Below are 17,088 nucleotides of genomic sequence, written 5' to 3'. Positions count from 1 at the left end.
ACCCCCCATACCCCGTTTTTGACGCCCCGTGTTCTCGAACTCGTCTACACCGCTCACGACATGGCTGGACTCGCCCGCGACCTCGGTGACCGTAGTGCCCCCTTCCAGTGGGACGAAGAACGACGCGCCCAGATCCGCGCCGAGCTGGACGCTTACTTCTTCCATCTCTACGGCATCAGTCGAGCCGACGTCGACTACATCCTGGAGACCTTCCAGACCCAGAACGGCGGCCTGAAGAACAACGAGATCGCAAAGTACGGCAGGTACCGCACCAGGGATCTCGTCCTCGCCGGGTATGACCGGATGGCCGCTGCCGGTGTCAGCCCGACCAACCCGCTTGTGGACGGCGGAAATTACACGTCCATTGTCACCCCGTCTCCGGGGTACGGTCCTCGGCACCTGACCTCGGGCACCATGCCTGTCGGCCAACGGGGACGCGAGGATGCGTGATGGCGGATTCGGCGCATCCCAAGCTCCTGATCTGCCTGCCCACGGTGCGGGCATGGCAACCAACCCAGAAGAGGACCAATCGCTGCGCGTCTGACGAGATTGTCTTTGGCCTGGCCGTCATCGCGAAGAAGTTCGCCGACATCCTCGGCGCCTACGTCTACCTGCCGGTGTCCACCGCCGTCACCCCCACCGTTGTCGGAGGCATTGCCTGATGTCCGCCACCGCCCGCAACCAGGTCTTCTCCACTGTCCACACCATCGGCGGTCTGCTTCCCGCCGAGATGCTGGTCCGGATCTCCCAAGGCAAGGACGTCACCGGTTCCCGACCCGCCGATTACCGCGTGGTCGGCTCGCGTTCAGTACGAGACGACGCTGAACGCCACTGGGCCTTCCTCAAGTCAATCTGGGAGGAGTTGCGCGAAAAGCTTCCCGGCACTCCGGAGGCCGAGACTCCGGCGGACCCGACTGGTATTGCGATCACCCAGTGGCTTGAACCGCTGTTCGCGGAGCTCGGCTTCGGCAGCTTGACCGCGATCGGAGCGTCCGGCATCGCGGCGGGCGACGGCGGCAAGACTTTCCCGATCAGCCACCGCTGGAACCACGTGCCGATCCACCTGGTCGTGTGGAATGCTTCTCTGGACAAGCGGCCGGCCGGTGGGGGCAGCGTCTCGCCGCAGTCGCTCCTTCAGGAGTTCCTGAACCGGTCCGAGGCCCACTTGTGGGGTGTGCTCACCAACGGGCGACAGGTCAGGCTGCTGCGCGACTCCAGCGCGCTCGCCACCGCCTCGTACGTCGAGTTCGACCTAGAGGCCATCTTCGACGGCGAGCTGTTCAGCGAGTTCGTCCTGCTGTACCGGCTGCTACACGTTTCCCGCTTCGAGGTGGTCGACGGCGCCGCTGCGACGTGCTGGCTGGAAATGTGGCGTACCGAGGCCATTCAGACGGGCATCCGGGCACTCAAGCACATTCGTTCCGGTGTGCAGGAGGCAGTCGCAGCCCTCGCGAGCGGCTTTCTGAAGCACCCTGCCAACGGGCGGCTACGGGAGGGCCTTGACGCAGACGCACTGCAGCATGCGCTACTGCGCTTCGTCTACCGATTGCTCTTCGTCTTCGTGGCCGAGGACCGAGGCATCCTGCACACGCCGAGCGCAGACGCCGAGGCGCGAGAGCGCTACCATCGGTATTTTTCAACAGCACGGCTACGACGCGTAGCTCGGCACCATCGAGGTGGTCCGCACACGGATCTCTACCAAGCGCTGAGCTTAGTGCTGGACGGATTGGCTAGGGATGAGGGTCGACCAGAACTGGGACTGCCGGCCCTCGGCGGCATCTTCGAGGAGTCTGATACGGATCGCTTGTTAGCCGGCCTCTCCCTTTCCAACGAGGCGCTACTGTCGGCTGTCCGTCAGCTGTCTCAGGTCAAGGACAAGACCTCCAACCGCTACCGGACCATCGACTACCGGAACCTGGGAGCGGAAGAACTGGGATCCATCTACGAGTTCCTGCTCGAACTCCGCCTGACACCTTCGGCCGACATGCGCTCCGCGCGGATGGTGGAAGTCGCCGGCAATGCCCGCAAGACGACGGGTTCCTTCTATACCCATTCTGCGATCATTGAGTGCTTGCTCGATTCTGCGCTCGATCCAGTGCTCGATGACGCGGTGAGGCGAGGTCTCATTCGTGCTACAGCCTCGGACGGAGCTAGCCAGACTGCGTGCGTTGTCGATGAGTTGCTGAAGGTATCAGTCTGTGATCCCGCGTGTGGGTCGGGCCATTTCCTTGTTGCCGCAGCCCGCCGTATCGCGAAGCGGATCGCCGCAGTTCGAGAAGGAAGCCCAGAGCCAACCCCTAATGCTGTCCGCTCCGCGATGTGGGAGGTGGTCACCCACTGCATTTACGGGGTGGATTTGAACCCGATGGCGGTGGAACTGGCTAAGGTTTCCCTGTGGTTGGAGGCTCTGAAGCCCGGAAAGCCCCTCGGCTTTCTTGATGCACACATCAAGCAGGGGAATGCCTTGGTCGGGGCGACGCCGGCTTTGCTTGCCCAGGGTATCCCCACCGATGCGTTCGCCCACGTCGAGGGAGACGAAGTGGGCGTCGTCAGTGGCCTGAGAGCTATCAACAAAAGGGAACGCGAAGGACATGTTACCCTGTTCCTTTCGGACAACGAACAAGAGATTTCGGTGTCTAATGCGGCCTTCGCGGACGAGATGCACTCCATTACTACCCGGAAGACCAATACGCTGAGCGACGTGCGTGAGCAGTCTGTGGAGTTTCAGAAGTGGTTGAACAGCCCGGCCTATCTCCATGCGGTGCATGTCGCAGACGCCTGGTGTTCGTCGTTCTTCTGGAAGAAGACGGCGGACGCGCCGCGCCCGGTCACCCAGGAGGTCTTCCGAGCACTGGCGGAGCGGGATGGCGCGGGCGCATCGGCGGCTACGCGTCACGAAATCGTAAAGCTGGCCCGCAGGTACAGCTTCTTTCATTGGCACCTCGAGTTTCCGGAGATCTTCCAGGTAGCCGATAATGTCGACCGCGACGCAACGGGCGAAACCGGGTGGACGGGAGGGTTTTCATGCGTGCTCGGAAATCCTCCATGGGACTCGCTCAGCCCAGACGAGAAAGAGTTTTTCTCCACCTACAACACTGATGTGCGGGCAATGAAGAGAGATGCGCGCGAGACAGCCATTGCGGATCTGTTAGAGAGCCCAGTGATCCGGGAGCGATGGGACGCGTCCCGGCGTGACCTTTACGCGCTTGTCCATTTCCTTAAGCGCAGCGGCCGCTACCGGTTGTTTGCTCAAGGGAATCTCGGGAAGGGCGACTTCAACGTCTACCGCATGTTCGTGGAATCCGCTCTCACCCTGACTGCCAATGGAGGCGCCGCCACGCAGGTCACGCCTTCGAACATCTACAACGGGGCGAATGCGCAGGCTATCCGGGCGGAGCTCTTCGACCACTGGGATTTGCGACTCATGCTCGGTTTCATCAACACAGGGGAGGAGTGGTTCGATGGAGCGGACGGCACCATGCGCTTCGGCGCGTACTCGGCAAGGCGCGCAGGAAGGACCTCAACGTTCTCCGTCGGTTTCCAGATCAAAAATCCCACGGACCTGGCCACTGCGCTGAAGAGCCCGCCTCGGTTGTCTGTCGAAGTGGTGCGCAGCCAGTCCCCGGATGCCTTGGCCATCGGTGACACGGTAGGCGGCACCGACTCGGAGGTCACCGATCATCTCTACCGTCAGTGGCCAGCATTTTCGACGATTTCCCATGACTTTCCGCATAGGGTCTACCAGCGTGAAATCGACATGGGAAATGATCGCGATCGGTACACTGATGAGGAGCCCGGCCTTTCGCTATTCGAAGGAAGAATGGTAGGCCAGTACGATCATCGGGCCAAGGCGTACGTTTCCGGCAGGGGCCGGTCGGCGGTGTGGGATGAGCTGGAGTTTGGTTCTCCGAAAAAGGCCATTGTTCCGCAGTGGGTCGTGCCGCAGCGGAACATCCCAAACAAGACGAAGGGCCGCATCAGCCAATACCGCATCGGCTTCTGTGGTGTCACAGCGCCGCGCAACGAACGATCTCTCGTGGCGGCGCTGATCCCACCGCAGGTGATCTGCGGTCACTCTGTTCCCACGATCTACTTCGGCGAGAATTTCGAGTGGGCTTATCCGCTCTGGCTTGGCGCAGCCAACTCCATGTGCCTTGACTTTCTCGCTCGAAAGAAGGTGACGTTGAACATGCAGTTGGGAGTGCTGGATAGTCTTCCATTCCCGCGCCTTCGCCTCGGCGACCCACTCCTTGACCGCCTCGCCCCGCTTGTCCTTCGGCTCACCTGCACCAGTCCGGAGATGACTCCATTCTGGAACAGAATGGGCGAGTTCGGCTGGACGTCCTTCGTCCCCGAGGAACAAGTTCCAAGTGAGGCTCTTGTCGACGACGCCTCCCGGGCCGAAGCGCAGGCCGAGATCGACGCCGTGGTGGCCAAACACCTTTTCAACCTCGACCGCAGGCAGCTTGAGTACATTCTGACTACGTTCCCTACCCTCGAACGCAAGGAGCGGCGGAAGTACGGTGACTACCGCACTCGAGCCCTCGTCCTTCGTGCCTTCGATAAGGAATGAGGTAATGGTGCTGGTCGCGTGACTGGCTGGCCGTAGTCTTCTGCTTTACCCACCAATCGTCACCGAAGGGGTACCTCCTGCCAAAAGCTCGCCTTCGCCAACAGCTTCTGTGAGAGCTATGACGTCCAGGAGAGGCCGGTCAGGGCCCGGCGTACGGAAGGCGATGGCGAAGTTCCAGAAGGTCAGCATCTCCGAGTTGCACGCGGACAAGGGCCTGCATCTGGAGTCGGTGAACAATGCCCGCGACCCGCGGATGCGGACCATCCGCATCAACGAATTCTGGCGCGGAGTGGTGCTGGCCCAGACGACGGCAGCGACACCTTCCTCCTGTTGAACGTCGTATCCAACGACGACGCGTACAACTGGGCGGGGAAGAGGATCTACACGGCCGCGCAGGCCGTTGAGTCCGCAATGTCGTCGCCATCGAGCAACTTACCCCCGCCCTGGAGAGAGCTGCGGCGCAGGCCCCGACGCTGCTATTCGCCAAGCACTCCGAGACCGCGCTACGGCACGTCGGCATCGACGACCAGGTGCTGTGCGCAGTGTGGACAATCATCGACAAGCCGCAGTTGGAAGCCTTCGGCACCCTGCTGCCCGAGGACCAGTTCGAAGTCCTACAGTTCCTCGCCGAAGGCTTCTCGCCCGATGAGGTGTATCGCGACGTCTTCGCCGAACGTTGACCTGCCGACGTCGCCCCCTCCGCCACCCGGAAGCCTTGCGGTGGCGATCGCCAACACCAGCAGCCGCATTACGCTCGTCACGTTGGACGGTGCCGCGCAGGCGTTGGAGTGCAGCCGGCAGTAGGTGTGGCGGATCGAGGCGGGCCTGAGCGCGGTGCGCGGGCTCGACGTGCGGGCGATGTGTGAACTGTACGGCGCGACGCCCGAGCTGACCGGTGCGCTGACCGGCCTGGCCGCGAGACGCGGACGAAGGGTTGGTGGCACGCCTACGGCGACACCGTTCCCGACTGGTTCGAGCTGTACGTCGGCCTGGAGGCCGCGGCCGGTCGGCTCCGGGAACACGACGACACGCTGGTTCCCGGGCTGCTGCAGACCCGGGGCTACGCGTCCGCGGTGTGTCAGCACCGGTCGGGCATGACCGACGACGAGCGGGAGCGCCCGGTCGAGGTGCGGCTGCAACGGCAGGCGCTGCTGCGGCGGCGGCTGCCTCCGCCGCCCCGGTTCGACGTCATGCTCTCCGAGGCGGTGCTGCTGCGCGTCGTCGGCGGCCCGGCGACGATGGCGGAACAGCTCCGGCATCTGGTGGAGATGGGCCGGCTGCCGCACGTCTCGATCCGGGTCGTGCCGCTGGCCGCCGGCCTGCACTTCGGTGCCGTTGCGGGTGCCTTCGTGCTGCTTGACTTCCCGCCCGGCAACCGCGTCGAGCCCGAGCCGTCGGTCGTCTACAGCGAGTCGTTGACCGGTGCGCTCTACCTCGACCGGAAGGAGGAACTTGCCGCCTACGAGCGGATCTGGGCAAGCCTCGACTCGCTGGCCCTGGATGAGGGGCAGTCCCGGCGCCTGATCACCAAGATCTCCGAGGAGGTTCACCATGGCTGACCTGACCGGCGCCCGGTGGCGCACGAGCACCCGCAGCGGCGACAACGGCGGCAACTGCGTAGAGGTCGCCGACAACCTGCCCGGCGTCGTCGCCGTACGCGACAGCAAGGACCGGACCGGTCCGGCCCTCACCTTCACCCCCGACTCCTGGGCCAGCTTCGTCCACGCCGCCAAGTCGTCGCGCTGAGGCCGCGAGGCGGTGCGAGCCTGGAGGACCCGCCCGGGTCGCGCCGCCTCCCCGAGTGGCCGCGGTGTGCCGGAAAGCCGACGAGGCGATTGGGCCGTTCGAGGGCAATTCCGGCCTCACGTCGGTTGCTCCGCCCGCTGTTGATCTGGTTGTCTTGCCGGCTCAGGGGCACGTCCGGAGTAGACGGGGAGCCGAGTATGGTCGCGGCTCGCGAGACGACGCTGCAGGAGTTGCTGGAGGGCGCGAAGCAGTATCAGGTGCCGCTCTACCAGCGCACGTACTCGTGGACCAAGCTTCAGCTCGAGCGGCTCTGGAACGACATCCTGAAGCTGGCGGAGGACCAGGTCGCTGACCCGAGCGCCACGCACTTCATCGGCTCCCTCGTGCTCGCGCCCAGCCCCGCGAACGGCCCCACGGGCGTGGCCGAGTATCTGGTGGTGGACGGGCAGCAGCGGCTCACCACCCTGACCATCCTGCTCTGCGCCATCCGCGACCGCCGTGCGCAGCATGAGGGCCCCATGCACCGCGACCGGCTCAACCAGCAGTATCTGGTCAACGTGTGGAAGTCGGAGCGGCAGCGGTTGAAGCTTGTGCCGACCCAGGCCGACCGGGCCGCCTACCTGGCCTGCCTGGATTCCACCCCGCAGGCCGGCGGCGCGGACCCGGTCGGTGCGGCGTACCGGTTCTTCGTCGCGCAGCTGGCCGCCGCCGACGACCCGGACGACCCGCTCGACATCGAACGCATCGAGAACGCCGTCATCTCCGGGCTGGCGCTGGTGTCGGTCACTGCCCAGCCCGGGGACAACGTCCACCGGATCTTCGAGTCGCTCAACAACACCGGCCTGAAGCTCACCCAGGCCGACCTGCTGCGCAACTACCTCTTCATGCGACTGCCCAGCCGGGGCGAGACCGTCTACCGGTCCCTGTGGCAGCCGCCGACCCGCGGGTGAAGCAGACCGACGTCTACTCGGCGCAGCAGGCCCGGCTCAACAGGCTGCGGTCCGAGGAGGAGATCGAGGCGGAGGTGCAGCGGTTCAGCCGCCTCGGCGCCCTCCTGCGGGTCATCCTCCACCCCGGCGAGGAGCAGCATTCGGGCGTACGGCGGCGGCTGGAGCGGCTGAGCGCTTGGGGTACGACCACGGTTTACCCGCTCCTGCTGCACCTGCTCGACCGCAGGGAGCAGGGGACCGCGACCTCCGAGCAGGTCGCCTCGGCGATGCTGTACGTGGAGAGCTTCTTCGTCCGGCGTCTGCTGATCGGACGGGCCACCGCCAACATCAACCGGATCCTGCTCTCCGTCGTCACCGAGATGAGCAAGGACCTCCCGGTGGACGAGGCGGTGCGGGCATACCTGTCGGTCGGCCGCAAGTACTACGCCACCGACTCCAGCGTACGCGCTGCGGTGCGGTCCATCCCGTACTACCTCAACGGCCGGCCCCACCAGCGCAACCTGGTGCTGCGGTGGCTGGAGGAGTCGTACGGCAGCAAGGAGCCGGTGTCGCCGGACTCGCTGACCATCGAGCACGTGCTGCCGCAGACCCCCACCACGGAGTGGCGGCAGATGCTGAGCACCGACCTGGGGCCGGAGGAGAACTTCCGCGAGGCGCACGAGGCCCTGGTCCACACGCCGGGGAACCTGACCCTCACCGGATACAACTCCGAGCTGAGCAACAGCTCCTTCCCGGTTAAGCCGCGTCCAGCTCGGCAAGAGCGGGATCGTGCTCAACCAGGAAATCGCCGCGCAGGATCGGTGGGGCCGCCGCGAAATCCACGCCCGCGGAGACGCCCTCGCCGATCGCATTGTCTCCATCTGGCCGGGGCCGACCGAGCAGGCGGCTGACCAGTCGGAGGTGGCGTGGGATGTCATGACCAAGGCCCTCGCCGAGCTGCCCGCCGGCTCCTGGACCACGTACGGCGACCTGGCCGCCCTCATCGGTAGCCACCCGGTGCCGGTCGGCGCCCGACTTGCCAACTACCCGCTTCCGAACGCGCACCGGGTATTGCAGGTCGAAGGCATCGTCTCGCCCAACTTCCGGTGGGCGGATGCGGAGCGCACCGACGACCCGCGGGACCTGCTGCGCGCGGAAGGCGTTGAATTCGACCAGTACGGCCGGGCTGACCAGGCCCAGCGCATCGGCACCGAAGATGGCGCAGCTGGCTGGTGTCACGCCGGAGGACCTGCCTGAGCGGCTGCCCCGCCCGCGTTCCGACGACGACCGCAGCTACGGTGAGCGGTTCATCGAGCAGGTGACCGCCCTCCAGGGTCCGGCCGTGGCCACCGCCACCCACGTCGTGCTCGACGCGTGGACCACGATGGGCGGCAGCCTCTCCTACGGCACTGGCGGCGAAACCTCCTGCTTCCTGATGGCGCGCGGTAAGGAGCACGAACTCGGCAACATCTGGCCGGCAGCGATCCAGGGCGATTGCGTAGTCGATCGGCGGGCGCCCTGAGCTGGTGATGTGCGTAGTGACTGGCCTGTGTGGAGGCCGGAAGAGCGGGTGAGATCGCGTCGGTGATCATGGAGTTCTCTACGCTTCACGACACCCCGAGGACCTCACCCGCCGATGTCATCATGCCCGATCCCCGCACTGTCCGCCGTCGCCGGCGGCACCCCTGACACATCACCACCTGCGGTCACCGAGAGCGAGTGCGCGGGGTTGATGCAGGCCCTGTCGGCGGTCCCGGATCCCCGCGACCCGCGTGGGGTGCGGTATCCGCTGTCGGGTCTCCTCGCGGTCGCGGTCTGCGCGGTCCTGGCGGGGGCATCGTCGTTCGCCGCGATCACCGACTGGCTGCACGATCTGGACGCCCAAGCCCGCGACCGGCTCGGGTTCGATCATGGGGTGCCGGTGGGCACGACGGTGTGGCGGCTGCTGACTCGCCTGGACGACGGGCTGCTGTCCACCGTCCTGGCCGGTTGGCTGACCGCCCGCGCCCAGCCGGTGACCACGCCCCAGCCACGCCGGTATCGGACGGTGATCGCCGTGGACGGGAAAACCCTTCGAGGCGCCCGCCGCAGCGACGGCGGCCAGGTCCACCTGCTCTCCGCGCTGGACACCAGCACCGGCATCGTCCTGGCCCAGGTCACCGTGAGCGCGAAGAGCAATGAGATCCCCGCGTTCGCGCCGCTACTCGACGCGGTCGAGACCGTGTTGGGCACCCTGACCGGCCTGCTGTTCATCGCCGACGCGCTGCACACCCAGACCGCCCACGCCGACGAGATCGCCGCCCGCGGCGCCCACCTGATGATCCCCACGAAAGGCAACCAGCCCACCCTGTTCGCCCAGCTCAAAGCCCTACCCTGGCCCGACGTCCCACTCGGCGACCGCCGCCGCGACACCGGGCACGGCCGCCGCGAGACCCGCACGGTCAAAGCCATCACCGTGCACACCCCGGCGGAATCAGGTTCCCCCACGCGCAGCAGGCCATCCGGATCATCCGGACCCGCACCACCGGCGGGAAGACCAGCCGCGAGACCACCTACTTCACCGTGTCTCTACCCGCCGAGCAGGCCCAACCCGCCGACCTGCAGGACTGGGCCCGCCGCGAATGGCACATCGAGAACCGCGTCCACCACGTCCGGGACGTCACGTTCCGTGAAGACCTCCACCAGGCCCGCACCGGCACCGGACCCGCCGTCCTGGCCACCCTGCGCAACACCTCGATCGGCTACCACCGCACCAACGGCGAGGCCAACATCGCCCGCGCCACCCGACGCGCCAACCGCCGCCCACACGACCTCATCACCGCCGTGACCAGCACCTATCCGACAACGCAATGACCCTGGGCAGCGATCTACCCGAGCGGGAAGTTCGAGGTCGTGTTCCAGCACCTGAGCGTCCGGACGCCGTTCGACGACGTCACGCTGCGGGAGGAGCTTCGCCAACGGTTGAACCAGCTTCCAGGCGTGGACATCGCCGCCGCCAGGATCGCCCTCCGCCCCGGCTTTCCCCTGACGGTCCTCGCCGATGCCGACGCCCGCGAGGCGCTGCTCGACCACCTCCGCTGGTTCTACGACCAGGCGCAGCTGCCCACCTCGGACGATCCGGTCACGGTCTAGGCTCCCGACACCTGTGTGGTGCAGCGTCCGGCCTCTTCCTGCCGGGCGCTGCACGACACCCACCCTGCCGCGGCCGGTACTGTCACGTCCGCCGTACCGAGCCACCACCCCGGAGGTCCACCCGTGCCTCAGCTCGCCTTCGCCAACAGCTTCTGGGAGAGCTACGACGTCCTGGAGAAGCCGGTTAAGGCCGGCGTACGCAAGGCGATGGACAAGTTTCAGCAGCTCACCATCGCCGAGCTGCACGCCGACAAGGGCCTGCACCTGGAGTCGGTCAACAATGCGCGGGATCCGCGGATGCGGACCATCCGGATCAACGACTTCTGGCGCGGGGTCGTATTGGCCCCGGACGACGGCAGCGACACCTTCCTCCTGCTGAGCGTCGTGCCGCACAACGGCGCGTACACCTGGGCGGCGAAGCGTCTCTACACGGTGAACACGGCGACCCGGGCCCTGGAGGTCCGCAACGTCGTCGCCATCGAGCAGCTCACGCCGGCGCTGGAGAAAGCGGCGGCGGACGCGCCGACGCTGCTCTTCGCCCGCCATTCGGACACGGTGCTGCGGGACCTCGGCATTGACGACCAGGTGCTGCGAGCGGTGCGCACGATCATCAACAAGCCGCAGCTCGAAGCGTTCGGCACGTTGCTGCCCGAGGACCAGTTCGAGGTGCTGCAGTACCTCGCCGAGGGCTTCTCGCCCGATGAGGTGTACCGCGACCTCGTGGCCGAACGCCGGCCAGCCGACGCCACCCCGGAGCCGAGCGAGAGCCTGGCGACGGCGATCGCCAACACCAGGAACCGCATCACGCTGGTGACCCGGCCGGACGAGCTGGCCGAGATCCTCGACAAGCCGTTCGCCGCCTGGCGGGTGTTCCTCCACCCGTCACAGCGGCGGGTCGCGTACCGGGTGTCGTACAAGGGGCCGGCGCAGGTGACCGGCGGACCCGGCACGGGCAAGACGGTGGTTGCCCTGCACCGGGTCAAGCACCTGCTCTCGCGGTCCTCCGACAGTCGGGTGCTGCTCACCACGTACACCAACGCCCTCGCGGCGACGCTGCGCGAGAACCTGGCGCTGCTCCTCGGCGACGAGGAGCAGTTGGCGCGGGTGGAGGTGACCACGGTGAACGCCTTCGCCAACCGCACTGTGCGAACCCTCGCCGGCCGAGCGCCGTCCCCGATTGGGGATGCGGACGAGCGGCAGGTCTGGCGGCGGGTGTGCCGGCGGCTGAACCTGCCTTGGACCGAGCAGTTCCTCGCCCAGGAGTTCCGGCACGTCGTCCTCGCGCAGGACGTGCGGAGCCGGGAGGAGTACCGTGCGGCCAGCCGGCGGGGGAGAGGGTCGGCCCTCGGCGCCCGGCAACGCGATCAGGTGTGGGACGCCGTCGAGATGTTCTCGGCCGAGCTGTCGGCGGCCGGCACCATGACGCACCTGCAGGTGTGCGCGAGGGCGGCGCAACTGCTCGACGACGCCGACCTGACCGTCCACGGGTTCGACCACGTGGTGGTCGACGAGGCGCAGGACCTGCACCCCGCGCAGTGGCGGGTGCTGCGCGCCGCGGTGACGCCCGGCCCCGACGACCTGTTCATCACCGGCGACCCGCACCAGCGGATCTACGACTCCCGGGTGTCGCTGGGCGCCCTCGGTATCTCCGTCGCCGGGCGTAGCAGCCGGCTGCGCATCAACTACCGCAGCACCGAGGAGATCCTGTCCTGGTCCACCGGAGTGCTCGTCGGGTCACGGGTCGAAGACCTCGGCGGTGAGGGCGAGGACAGCCTCACCGGCTACCGGTCGCTGTTGCACGGCAGGCGGCCGCAGGCGGTGGGGTATCCGACGTCCCAGGCCGAGGTCACGGCACTCGTCAAGCGGGTGGGGGAGTGGCTCGAACAGGGCGTCCAGCCGAGCGAGGTCGCGGTCTGCGCGCGGTTCAACACAGTCCTCAGCAGCGCGTACGACGAGCTGACCGCTGCAGGAATCCTTGCCGTGCGGGTACGGGACCAGCCCGGCGCGGACGTCGACGGGGTGCGGCTCGCCACCATGCACGCGATGAAGGGGCTGGAGTTCCGCTGCGTCGCGGTGCTGGGGGCCACGGCCAAGGCGGTCCCCTTCAGCAAGGAGGTCACGCCGAGCGAGGTCGATCAGTTGCAGCACGACAGCGACATGCTCAGAGAGCGCTGCCTGCTCTTCGTCGCCAGCACCCGCGCCCGGGAAGCCCTGCACGTGTCGTGGAGCGGGACGCCTAGCCCGTTCCTGTCGTTCGTCGCTAACAGCCAGCCCAGGTGATCCCGAGGAGAAGCATGACGCAGCCCGTGACACTCGCCGAGATTTTGGCCGTGCTGGATGATCCTCGGTCAGTCCCCGACCTTCAGCGCTACTTCCTGGCGGTCGGTGATGCGGCATTCGCCGGCGGGCAGTTCGAGCGACTCGGCGGCGGCGGTGACCGTCCGGAGATTGCAAATACCGTCACCGCCGAGGATTTGATCGCGGTGCAACTGCTCAGCGTGCAGGTGCGTCCGCATCGGGCGCTCGACCTGCTGCAGGGGCAGCTCGGCCGGGAGCTTGCGGCGGAACTGGCGCAAATTCCGGTCGACGTCGAGTTGGGCGCTCACGAGGCGTTTCCGCTCATCGTGGAGGGTGGCCACGCGGACAACGCATGGCGGATGCTGCGCAATGCAGACGGCATCGGCTGGGTCATCGCCGGCAAGCTGCTAGCCCGCAAACGCCCGAAGCTCGTGCCCGTGTACGACGACGTGGTGTCCTGTGCCTTCGGCACCGGGACGGGATTCTGGGAGTGGCTGCACGGCAAGCTCCGCGAGGAGGGCGGCGTCCTGGCGCAGCGCCTTCGAGCCTTGCACGCGGAGGCTGACTTGCCAGCGGTGGTCAGCCGACTTCGGGTCCTTGACGTTGTGTTCTGGATGCGTCACCGAGACGCTCACGGTGGTGGCGCGTGCCCGGGCCTGCGGCTGACCTGACATCGGACGATCACAGTGGGGAGCTATGAGATGCGGGAGATCACGGTTCGCCTCGGCGGCGTCAGCGACGAGCAGTACGCGGACATCGTGAACGCGATCTGGATGCAGATGAATGCGATTGGCTGCGGCTTCACCGTCACACCGGACGAGCAGGCTGTGCCAGTCCAGCTCGACAAGCGATGGGACGGCTACAGCCAGGTGTCGTGGGAGGACGGGGGTCGACGCGGCACCCCGCAGGCAATCGCAGCCGGTGTGGACCCGGTCGACATCCTGGACCGCGTCGATTCGGGCGAATGACCGAGTCGAGTGGAAAGCGGCACTCAGCCTACTGAAGGTGCCTGTGTCAACTGCGGCGAAGCCGTTCGGGGGGCGAACTCCCGCCACCGCGGCCCGGACATCGCGTGGTTCGTCCACTGTCACGCGTGCGCGGCCCTGGTCGCCGACCAGCTGGAACCCCTCAATCTTCTGCCGTTAGGCAGCGGCGCGGACGTCCACCAATGCCGGAAGTGCGGCAACCACCGGGTGTGCCGTAAGGCCTGGCGGACCCGATGCCACGTCTGCCTGGACGAGCGCTCGTCCGGGCTGGCTCTCGCGACCGGCGAGCAGTTGCTGTGCCGGCTGCCGCACGAGCCCGCCCTCGCGGACCAGAGCGGGAGCCGCGTCGGCAGCAGCGCGGTCACCCGCTATTTCCCGTCCGCTCCCGCGGCAAGACGGGCACGACCTTGATCGAACGATCGGGTGGAAGCTCCCGCTTCCCAACGCCCGCACCCCTCGCTCACTGAGCGGAGTCGATTGACTTCTGTCGGAAGTGGATCGATACTGAAACCTTCCCGGCGTCAATGAATCGATCTGGCGAAGGGGCGTGGCGTGAAGTTCACATCGGCGTGGACAACCTCCAGTGGCTCAAAACTGTGGTCGATGTTGAGCCATCTCGGCACTCTAGTATCGATCTTGACACCGATCGTAACGATCGGGGCGATCATTCTGACGGGAAATGCCGACATTCCGGCGACAATATTGGCTGTATACGTGTGTTTGCTCGTAACGGTGTTGCTTCTCCTGCTGTTGAGGGTTGAAGGTCGGTATCGACGGGAGGCGCGTTATGCGCCAGCGATGATTCCGGCTCGGAAGGCCTTTGCCAGCTTGGCGGGCGCGTCTTGGATCATGATTGAAGGCGACGGCTCCGAAGGTTCCTTTCTCCTTCACCTTCGGGAGTCGCTCAGGCTGATCGCCGAGACCTTCAGTCTCATTACTGACGCCCCGTGTCGGGCCTCGGTCAAGATTATTACAGCAGGATCGACGGATATCGCCAGTCATGACATCCAAGTTGTAACAGTGGGTCGGAGCGTTGACTTAGAGGATGCGAAGCCTGCGGATCGAGACCGCATCGGAAACAACACCGATTTCCGTCAGATCTTCACAGGGAACGCTCCCTACTTCTTCTCTAACGACCTGGTGGCCCAGTTGGCGAAGGGCTATCAGAACTCGCATTGGGATGAACGGACCATTGAGGAGCGGAAGTTCGACTATGTAGCGACTATCGTCTGGCCGATTGGCCGGTCGAAAAGCGCGAACTCCCATGGCAACGCTCATCGGGAGATCGTTGGATTTCTGTGTGTCGACACTTTGGCAGTGGGAGTCTTCAACGAAACCTATGACGTTCCTCTCGGCGCCGCGTTTGCGCAAGCGTTGGATCTCGCGATCCAGCGCTTTCGGATAAGGCAGGCGGCAGATGGAAGCGTGCCGCTGCAGCGAAAAGGACTGGAAGACGTCCGAGGATAGCGAGGAGTGCTGTTATGAGTATGGTTGGGCGCAGCGATGTGGTGGAGCATGCGGAAGAACCTTGGTTCGAAGAGGCGCGCATAGTGGATCAGGAATGGATGGAGCTACTGGTGATGACTCCTAAGGGCGAAAAGGTCTACTATCGAGTGCCACGAAGAACTCTCTTTCGTGATATCGATCGCCCGGGCAGTCCAAAATAGCGCGTACCGGTAAGGGGCACCAGACCCGGCAACGCCCGGTCTTCTGCGACCTGCTGCTGGCGAGCGGCCGGCTCCGCGCCGACCACGACGGCCCCGCGAGAGCCGGCGCGTGTCCGGTACGGCGACGGGGAGCGCTGTCCGGGACCCCGGCGAGCGCGGGTGCACTCGCTCCTGCTTCAGCAGCCGGTCCATCGGAACCGCAGCGAGATGCCCGGGCAGCAACCCGACGCGATTGACGATCGACGGCGGCGGCATCGTGGTGTGACTCGGCGAACACGTCCCGCGTAACCACGGCCGGCGGCAGGCAGACTCACCTCCTGCTGGCGCAGCATGCCCTTCCGTCGACCGTGATCGACAATCCGCCCCAGAACTGGTCGAAGGAGAACGTCACCTGGTGTCGCTCCTGGATACCGACGTCGAAGCTGAACTTCAACTGACGAGACCCTCGCGCTTGGCGGCCGTGATGAAGCCGGCCCACGCCTGCGGGGTGAAGGTGAGCATCGGTCCCGTGGTGTCCTTGGAGTCGCGGACGGCGACGATTCCGGGGAGGTTGGTGGCGACCTCGACGCACTCGCCGCCGTTGCCGCCGCTGCGGGTGCTCTTGCGCCAGATAGCTCCGGTGAGGTCAGTCATGCCGCATCTCCCCGATGATCTTCTTGATCGTGTCCCTCGATTCTGCCTCACCTTGCGCCAGTTGAGCCGCACTCGCAAATGCCTCCTCGTAGGCCCGCAGCTCGGCAGGCTTGTCGAGGTAGAGCGCACCGGTGAGCGACTCGCTGTAGACGACCGAAGGCTCAGGGGCGGCGCGGCCGCCCTTGGTGGCGGGAAATCCCAGGATGACGAACGAGCCGGCGACGGCCCCGATGTGCGGCCCGGCGGCGAGCGGTACCACCCGCACTGAGACGTTGGCTCGCTCGGACGCTTCGAGGAGCCCGTTGAGCTGCCCGATCATGATGGTCTGTCCGCCGACTCGCCGTCGCAGCACGGCCTCGGAGATGACCGCGTCCAAGCGGGGCGGTTGCGGCAACCGACGGGTCAGCAGGTTCTGTCGCTGCAGGCGCACCTGCACGGAGTGCTCCCGCTCCTCATCGTTCGCCGACGGCTGGTCGATGCGCGCCAGCGCCTGGATGTACTCCCGGGTTTGCAGCAGCCCGGGGATGACGGTCTCCTGATACTGGCGAAGGGAGGCGGCGGCGGATTCCAGGCCGACGTACAGCTCGAACCAGCTCGGCACCGCGTCCCCGTACGCATGCCACCAGCCCTTCGACTTCGTCTCCGCGGCCAGCCCGCGCATCGCCTCGGTCATCTCCGCCGAGACGTTGTACAGCTCGCACATCGCCTTGACGTCGAGCAGCCGGACCGCGCCCAGACCGCACTCGATGCGCCAGATCTTCTGCCGGCTGTATTCGAGCGCCTCGGCGGCGGTGTCGAGCGTCACGCCGGCCTCGGTGCGGAACTGGCGCAGCAGCCGGCCGAGCTGCCGGCGCGGCACGGTCGATCCGATGTCCTCTGCCATCCGAACACTCCCTGATTCCGTCCTGCAACACTGCGTGACGCCGCACTGCAACTCGTACAGGTTTCGGTAAAAGAAGTCAACACTTCTGGCAAGAATTCTTCCGTGGAACGTTGCGCTTCCACTTCGCACTGTCACATGCTGACTACAAGGACGCGGCTCGGTGCGGCGCCGACGGTAGCTACCAGGACCGACGAGCACAGTCCATGAGCTGTCGATTATACACATCTGACGCTGCCGAAGA

Annotated in this window: 19 protein-coding genes; 17 read left to right on the top strand and 2 right to left on the bottom strand. The window is 66.0% G+C overall.

Annotation, left to right across the window (positions count from 1 at the left end; all coding sequences use genetic code 11):
• The 17 genes from DKT69_RS27215 to DKT69_RS37920 all read left to right on the top strand — a co-directional run.
• Positions 1-450, top strand: a 450-nt coding sequence (locus DKT69_RS27215) for a hypothetical protein (RefSeq protein WP_236648380.1), incomplete at its 5' end; no start/stop codon positions are given.
• A complete protein-coding gene (locus tag DKT69_RS27210; RefSeq protein WP_109804347.1) occupies positions 450-662 on the top strand; it encodes a hypothetical protein in 213 nt (70 codons plus the stop codon). The genes DKT69_RS27215 and DKT69_RS27210, both read left to right, overlap by 1 nt.
• Entirely contained in the window at positions 662-4,573 is a 3,912-nt protein-coding gene (locus tag DKT69_RS27205; protein ID WP_109804346.1) for an Eco57I restriction-modification methylase domain-containing protein, read from the top strand. Before DKT69_RS27210 ends, DKT69_RS27205 begins: the two co-directional genes overlap by 1 nt.
• Positions 4,574-4,736: 163 nt before the next feature.
• Positions 4,737-4,907 (top strand): hypothetical protein, encoded by a 171-nt coding sequence (locus DKT69_RS39190; RefSeq protein ID WP_201749883.1) that lies wholly within the window; start codon positions 4,737-4,739, stop codon positions 4,905-4,907.
• Between the two features lie 208 nt (positions 4,908-5,115).
• On the top strand, positions 5,116-5,253 hold the full coding sequence (locus DKT69_RS39185; RefSeq protein ID WP_201749882.1) for a hypothetical protein: 138 nt from the start codon (positions 5,116-5,118) through the stop codon (positions 5,251-5,253).
• Between the two features lie 297 nt (positions 5,254-5,550).
• Entirely contained in the window at positions 5,551-6,132 is a 582-nt protein-coding gene (locus tag DKT69_RS27195; RefSeq protein WP_368666278.1) for a DUF5753 domain-containing protein, read from the top strand.
• A complete protein-coding gene (locus DKT69_RS27190; protein WP_109804344.1) occupies positions 6,125-6,319 on the top strand; it encodes a DUF397 domain-containing protein in 195 nt (64 codons plus the stop codon). Before DKT69_RS27195 ends, DKT69_RS27190 begins: the two co-directional genes overlap by 8 nt.
• Positions 6,320-6,516: 197 nt before the next feature.
• Positions 6,517-7,269, top strand: a complete 753-nt coding sequence (locus DKT69_RS40170; RefSeq protein ID WP_236648379.1) for a DUF262 domain-containing protein — start codon at positions 6,517-6,519, stop codon at positions 7,267-7,269.
• Positions 7,266-8,159 carry an HNH endonuclease family protein gene (locus DKT69_RS40165; protein WP_236648378.1) on the top strand — a complete coding sequence of 298 codons (894 nt, stop codon included), beginning with the start codon at positions 7,266-7,268 and terminating at the stop codon, positions 8,157-8,159. The genes DKT69_RS40170 and DKT69_RS40165 overlap by 4 nt, the downstream gene beginning before the upstream one ends.
• Positions 8,160-8,184: 25 nt before the next feature.
• The gene (locus DKT69_RS40160; protein WP_236648377.1) at positions 8,185-8,505 is read left to right on the top strand and encodes an MGMT family protein; all 321 of its coding nucleotides are present in this window, start codon (positions 8,185-8,187) and stop codon (positions 8,503-8,505) included.
• Positions 8,465-8,770: a hypothetical protein gene (locus DKT69_RS40155; protein WP_236648376.1), complete on the top strand. Its 306-nt coding sequence runs from the start codon at positions 8,465-8,467 to the stop codon at positions 8,768-8,770. Before DKT69_RS40160 ends, DKT69_RS40155 begins: the two co-directional genes overlap by 41 nt.
• 255 nt (positions 8,771-9,025) lie before the next feature.
• A complete protein-coding gene (locus DKT69_RS40150; RefSeq protein ID WP_368666277.1) occupies positions 9,026-10,075 on the top strand; it encodes an ISAs1 family transposase in 1,050 nt (349 codons plus the stop codon).
• Between the two features lie 65 nt (positions 10,076-10,140).
• Positions 10,141-10,380, top strand: a complete 240-nt coding sequence (locus DKT69_RS27165) for a hypothetical protein (RefSeq protein WP_236648375.1) — start codon at positions 10,141-10,143, stop codon at positions 10,378-10,380.
• 123 nt (positions 10,381-10,503) lie between these two features.
• Positions 10,504-12,660: a UvrD-helicase domain-containing protein gene (locus DKT69_RS27160; RefSeq protein WP_109804342.1), complete on the top strand. Its 2,157-nt coding sequence runs from the start codon at positions 10,504-10,506 to the stop codon at positions 12,658-12,660.
• A 14-nt stretch (positions 12,661-12,674) separates the two neighbouring features.
• Positions 12,675-13,349 carry a DUF6308 family protein gene (locus tag DKT69_RS27155; protein WP_109804341.1) on the top strand — a complete coding sequence of 225 codons (675 nt, stop codon included), beginning with the start codon at positions 12,675-12,677 and terminating at the stop codon, positions 13,347-13,349.
• Positions 13,350-13,379: 30 nt separating this feature from the next.
• Positions 13,380-13,646: a hypothetical protein gene (locus DKT69_RS27150; protein ID WP_146231222.1), complete on the top strand. Its 267-nt coding sequence runs from the start codon at positions 13,380-13,382 to the stop codon at positions 13,644-13,646.
• 570 nt (positions 13,647-14,216) lie between these two features.
• Complete coding sequence (locus DKT69_RS37920) at positions 14,217-15,131, top strand: hypothetical protein (RefSeq protein ID WP_146231221.1); 915 nt, start codon at positions 14,217-14,219, stop codon at positions 15,129-15,131.
• Positions 15,132-15,760: 629 nt separating this feature from the next.
• Here DKT69_RS37920 and DKT69_RS27145 read toward each other — a convergent pair.
• Positions 15,761-15,964, bottom strand: a complete 204-nt coding sequence (locus tag DKT69_RS27145; protein ID WP_109804339.1) for a DUF397 domain-containing protein — start codon at positions 15,962-15,964, stop codon at positions 15,761-15,763.
• Complete coding sequence (locus DKT69_RS27140) at positions 15,957-16,847, bottom strand: helix-turn-helix domain-containing protein (protein WP_109804338.1); 891 nt, start codon at positions 16,845-16,847, stop codon at positions 15,957-15,959. Before DKT69_RS27140 ends, DKT69_RS27145 begins: the two co-directional genes overlap by 8 nt.
• Positions 16,848-17,088: the final 241 nt, after the last annotated feature.

It is taken from the genome of Micromonospora sicca (assembly GCF_003172935.1).
Lineage (GTDB): Bacteria > Actinomycetota > Actinomycetes > Mycobacteriales > Micromonosporaceae > Micromonospora > Micromonospora sicca.
This window is presented reverse-complemented; position numbering and strand designations above follow the sequence as displayed.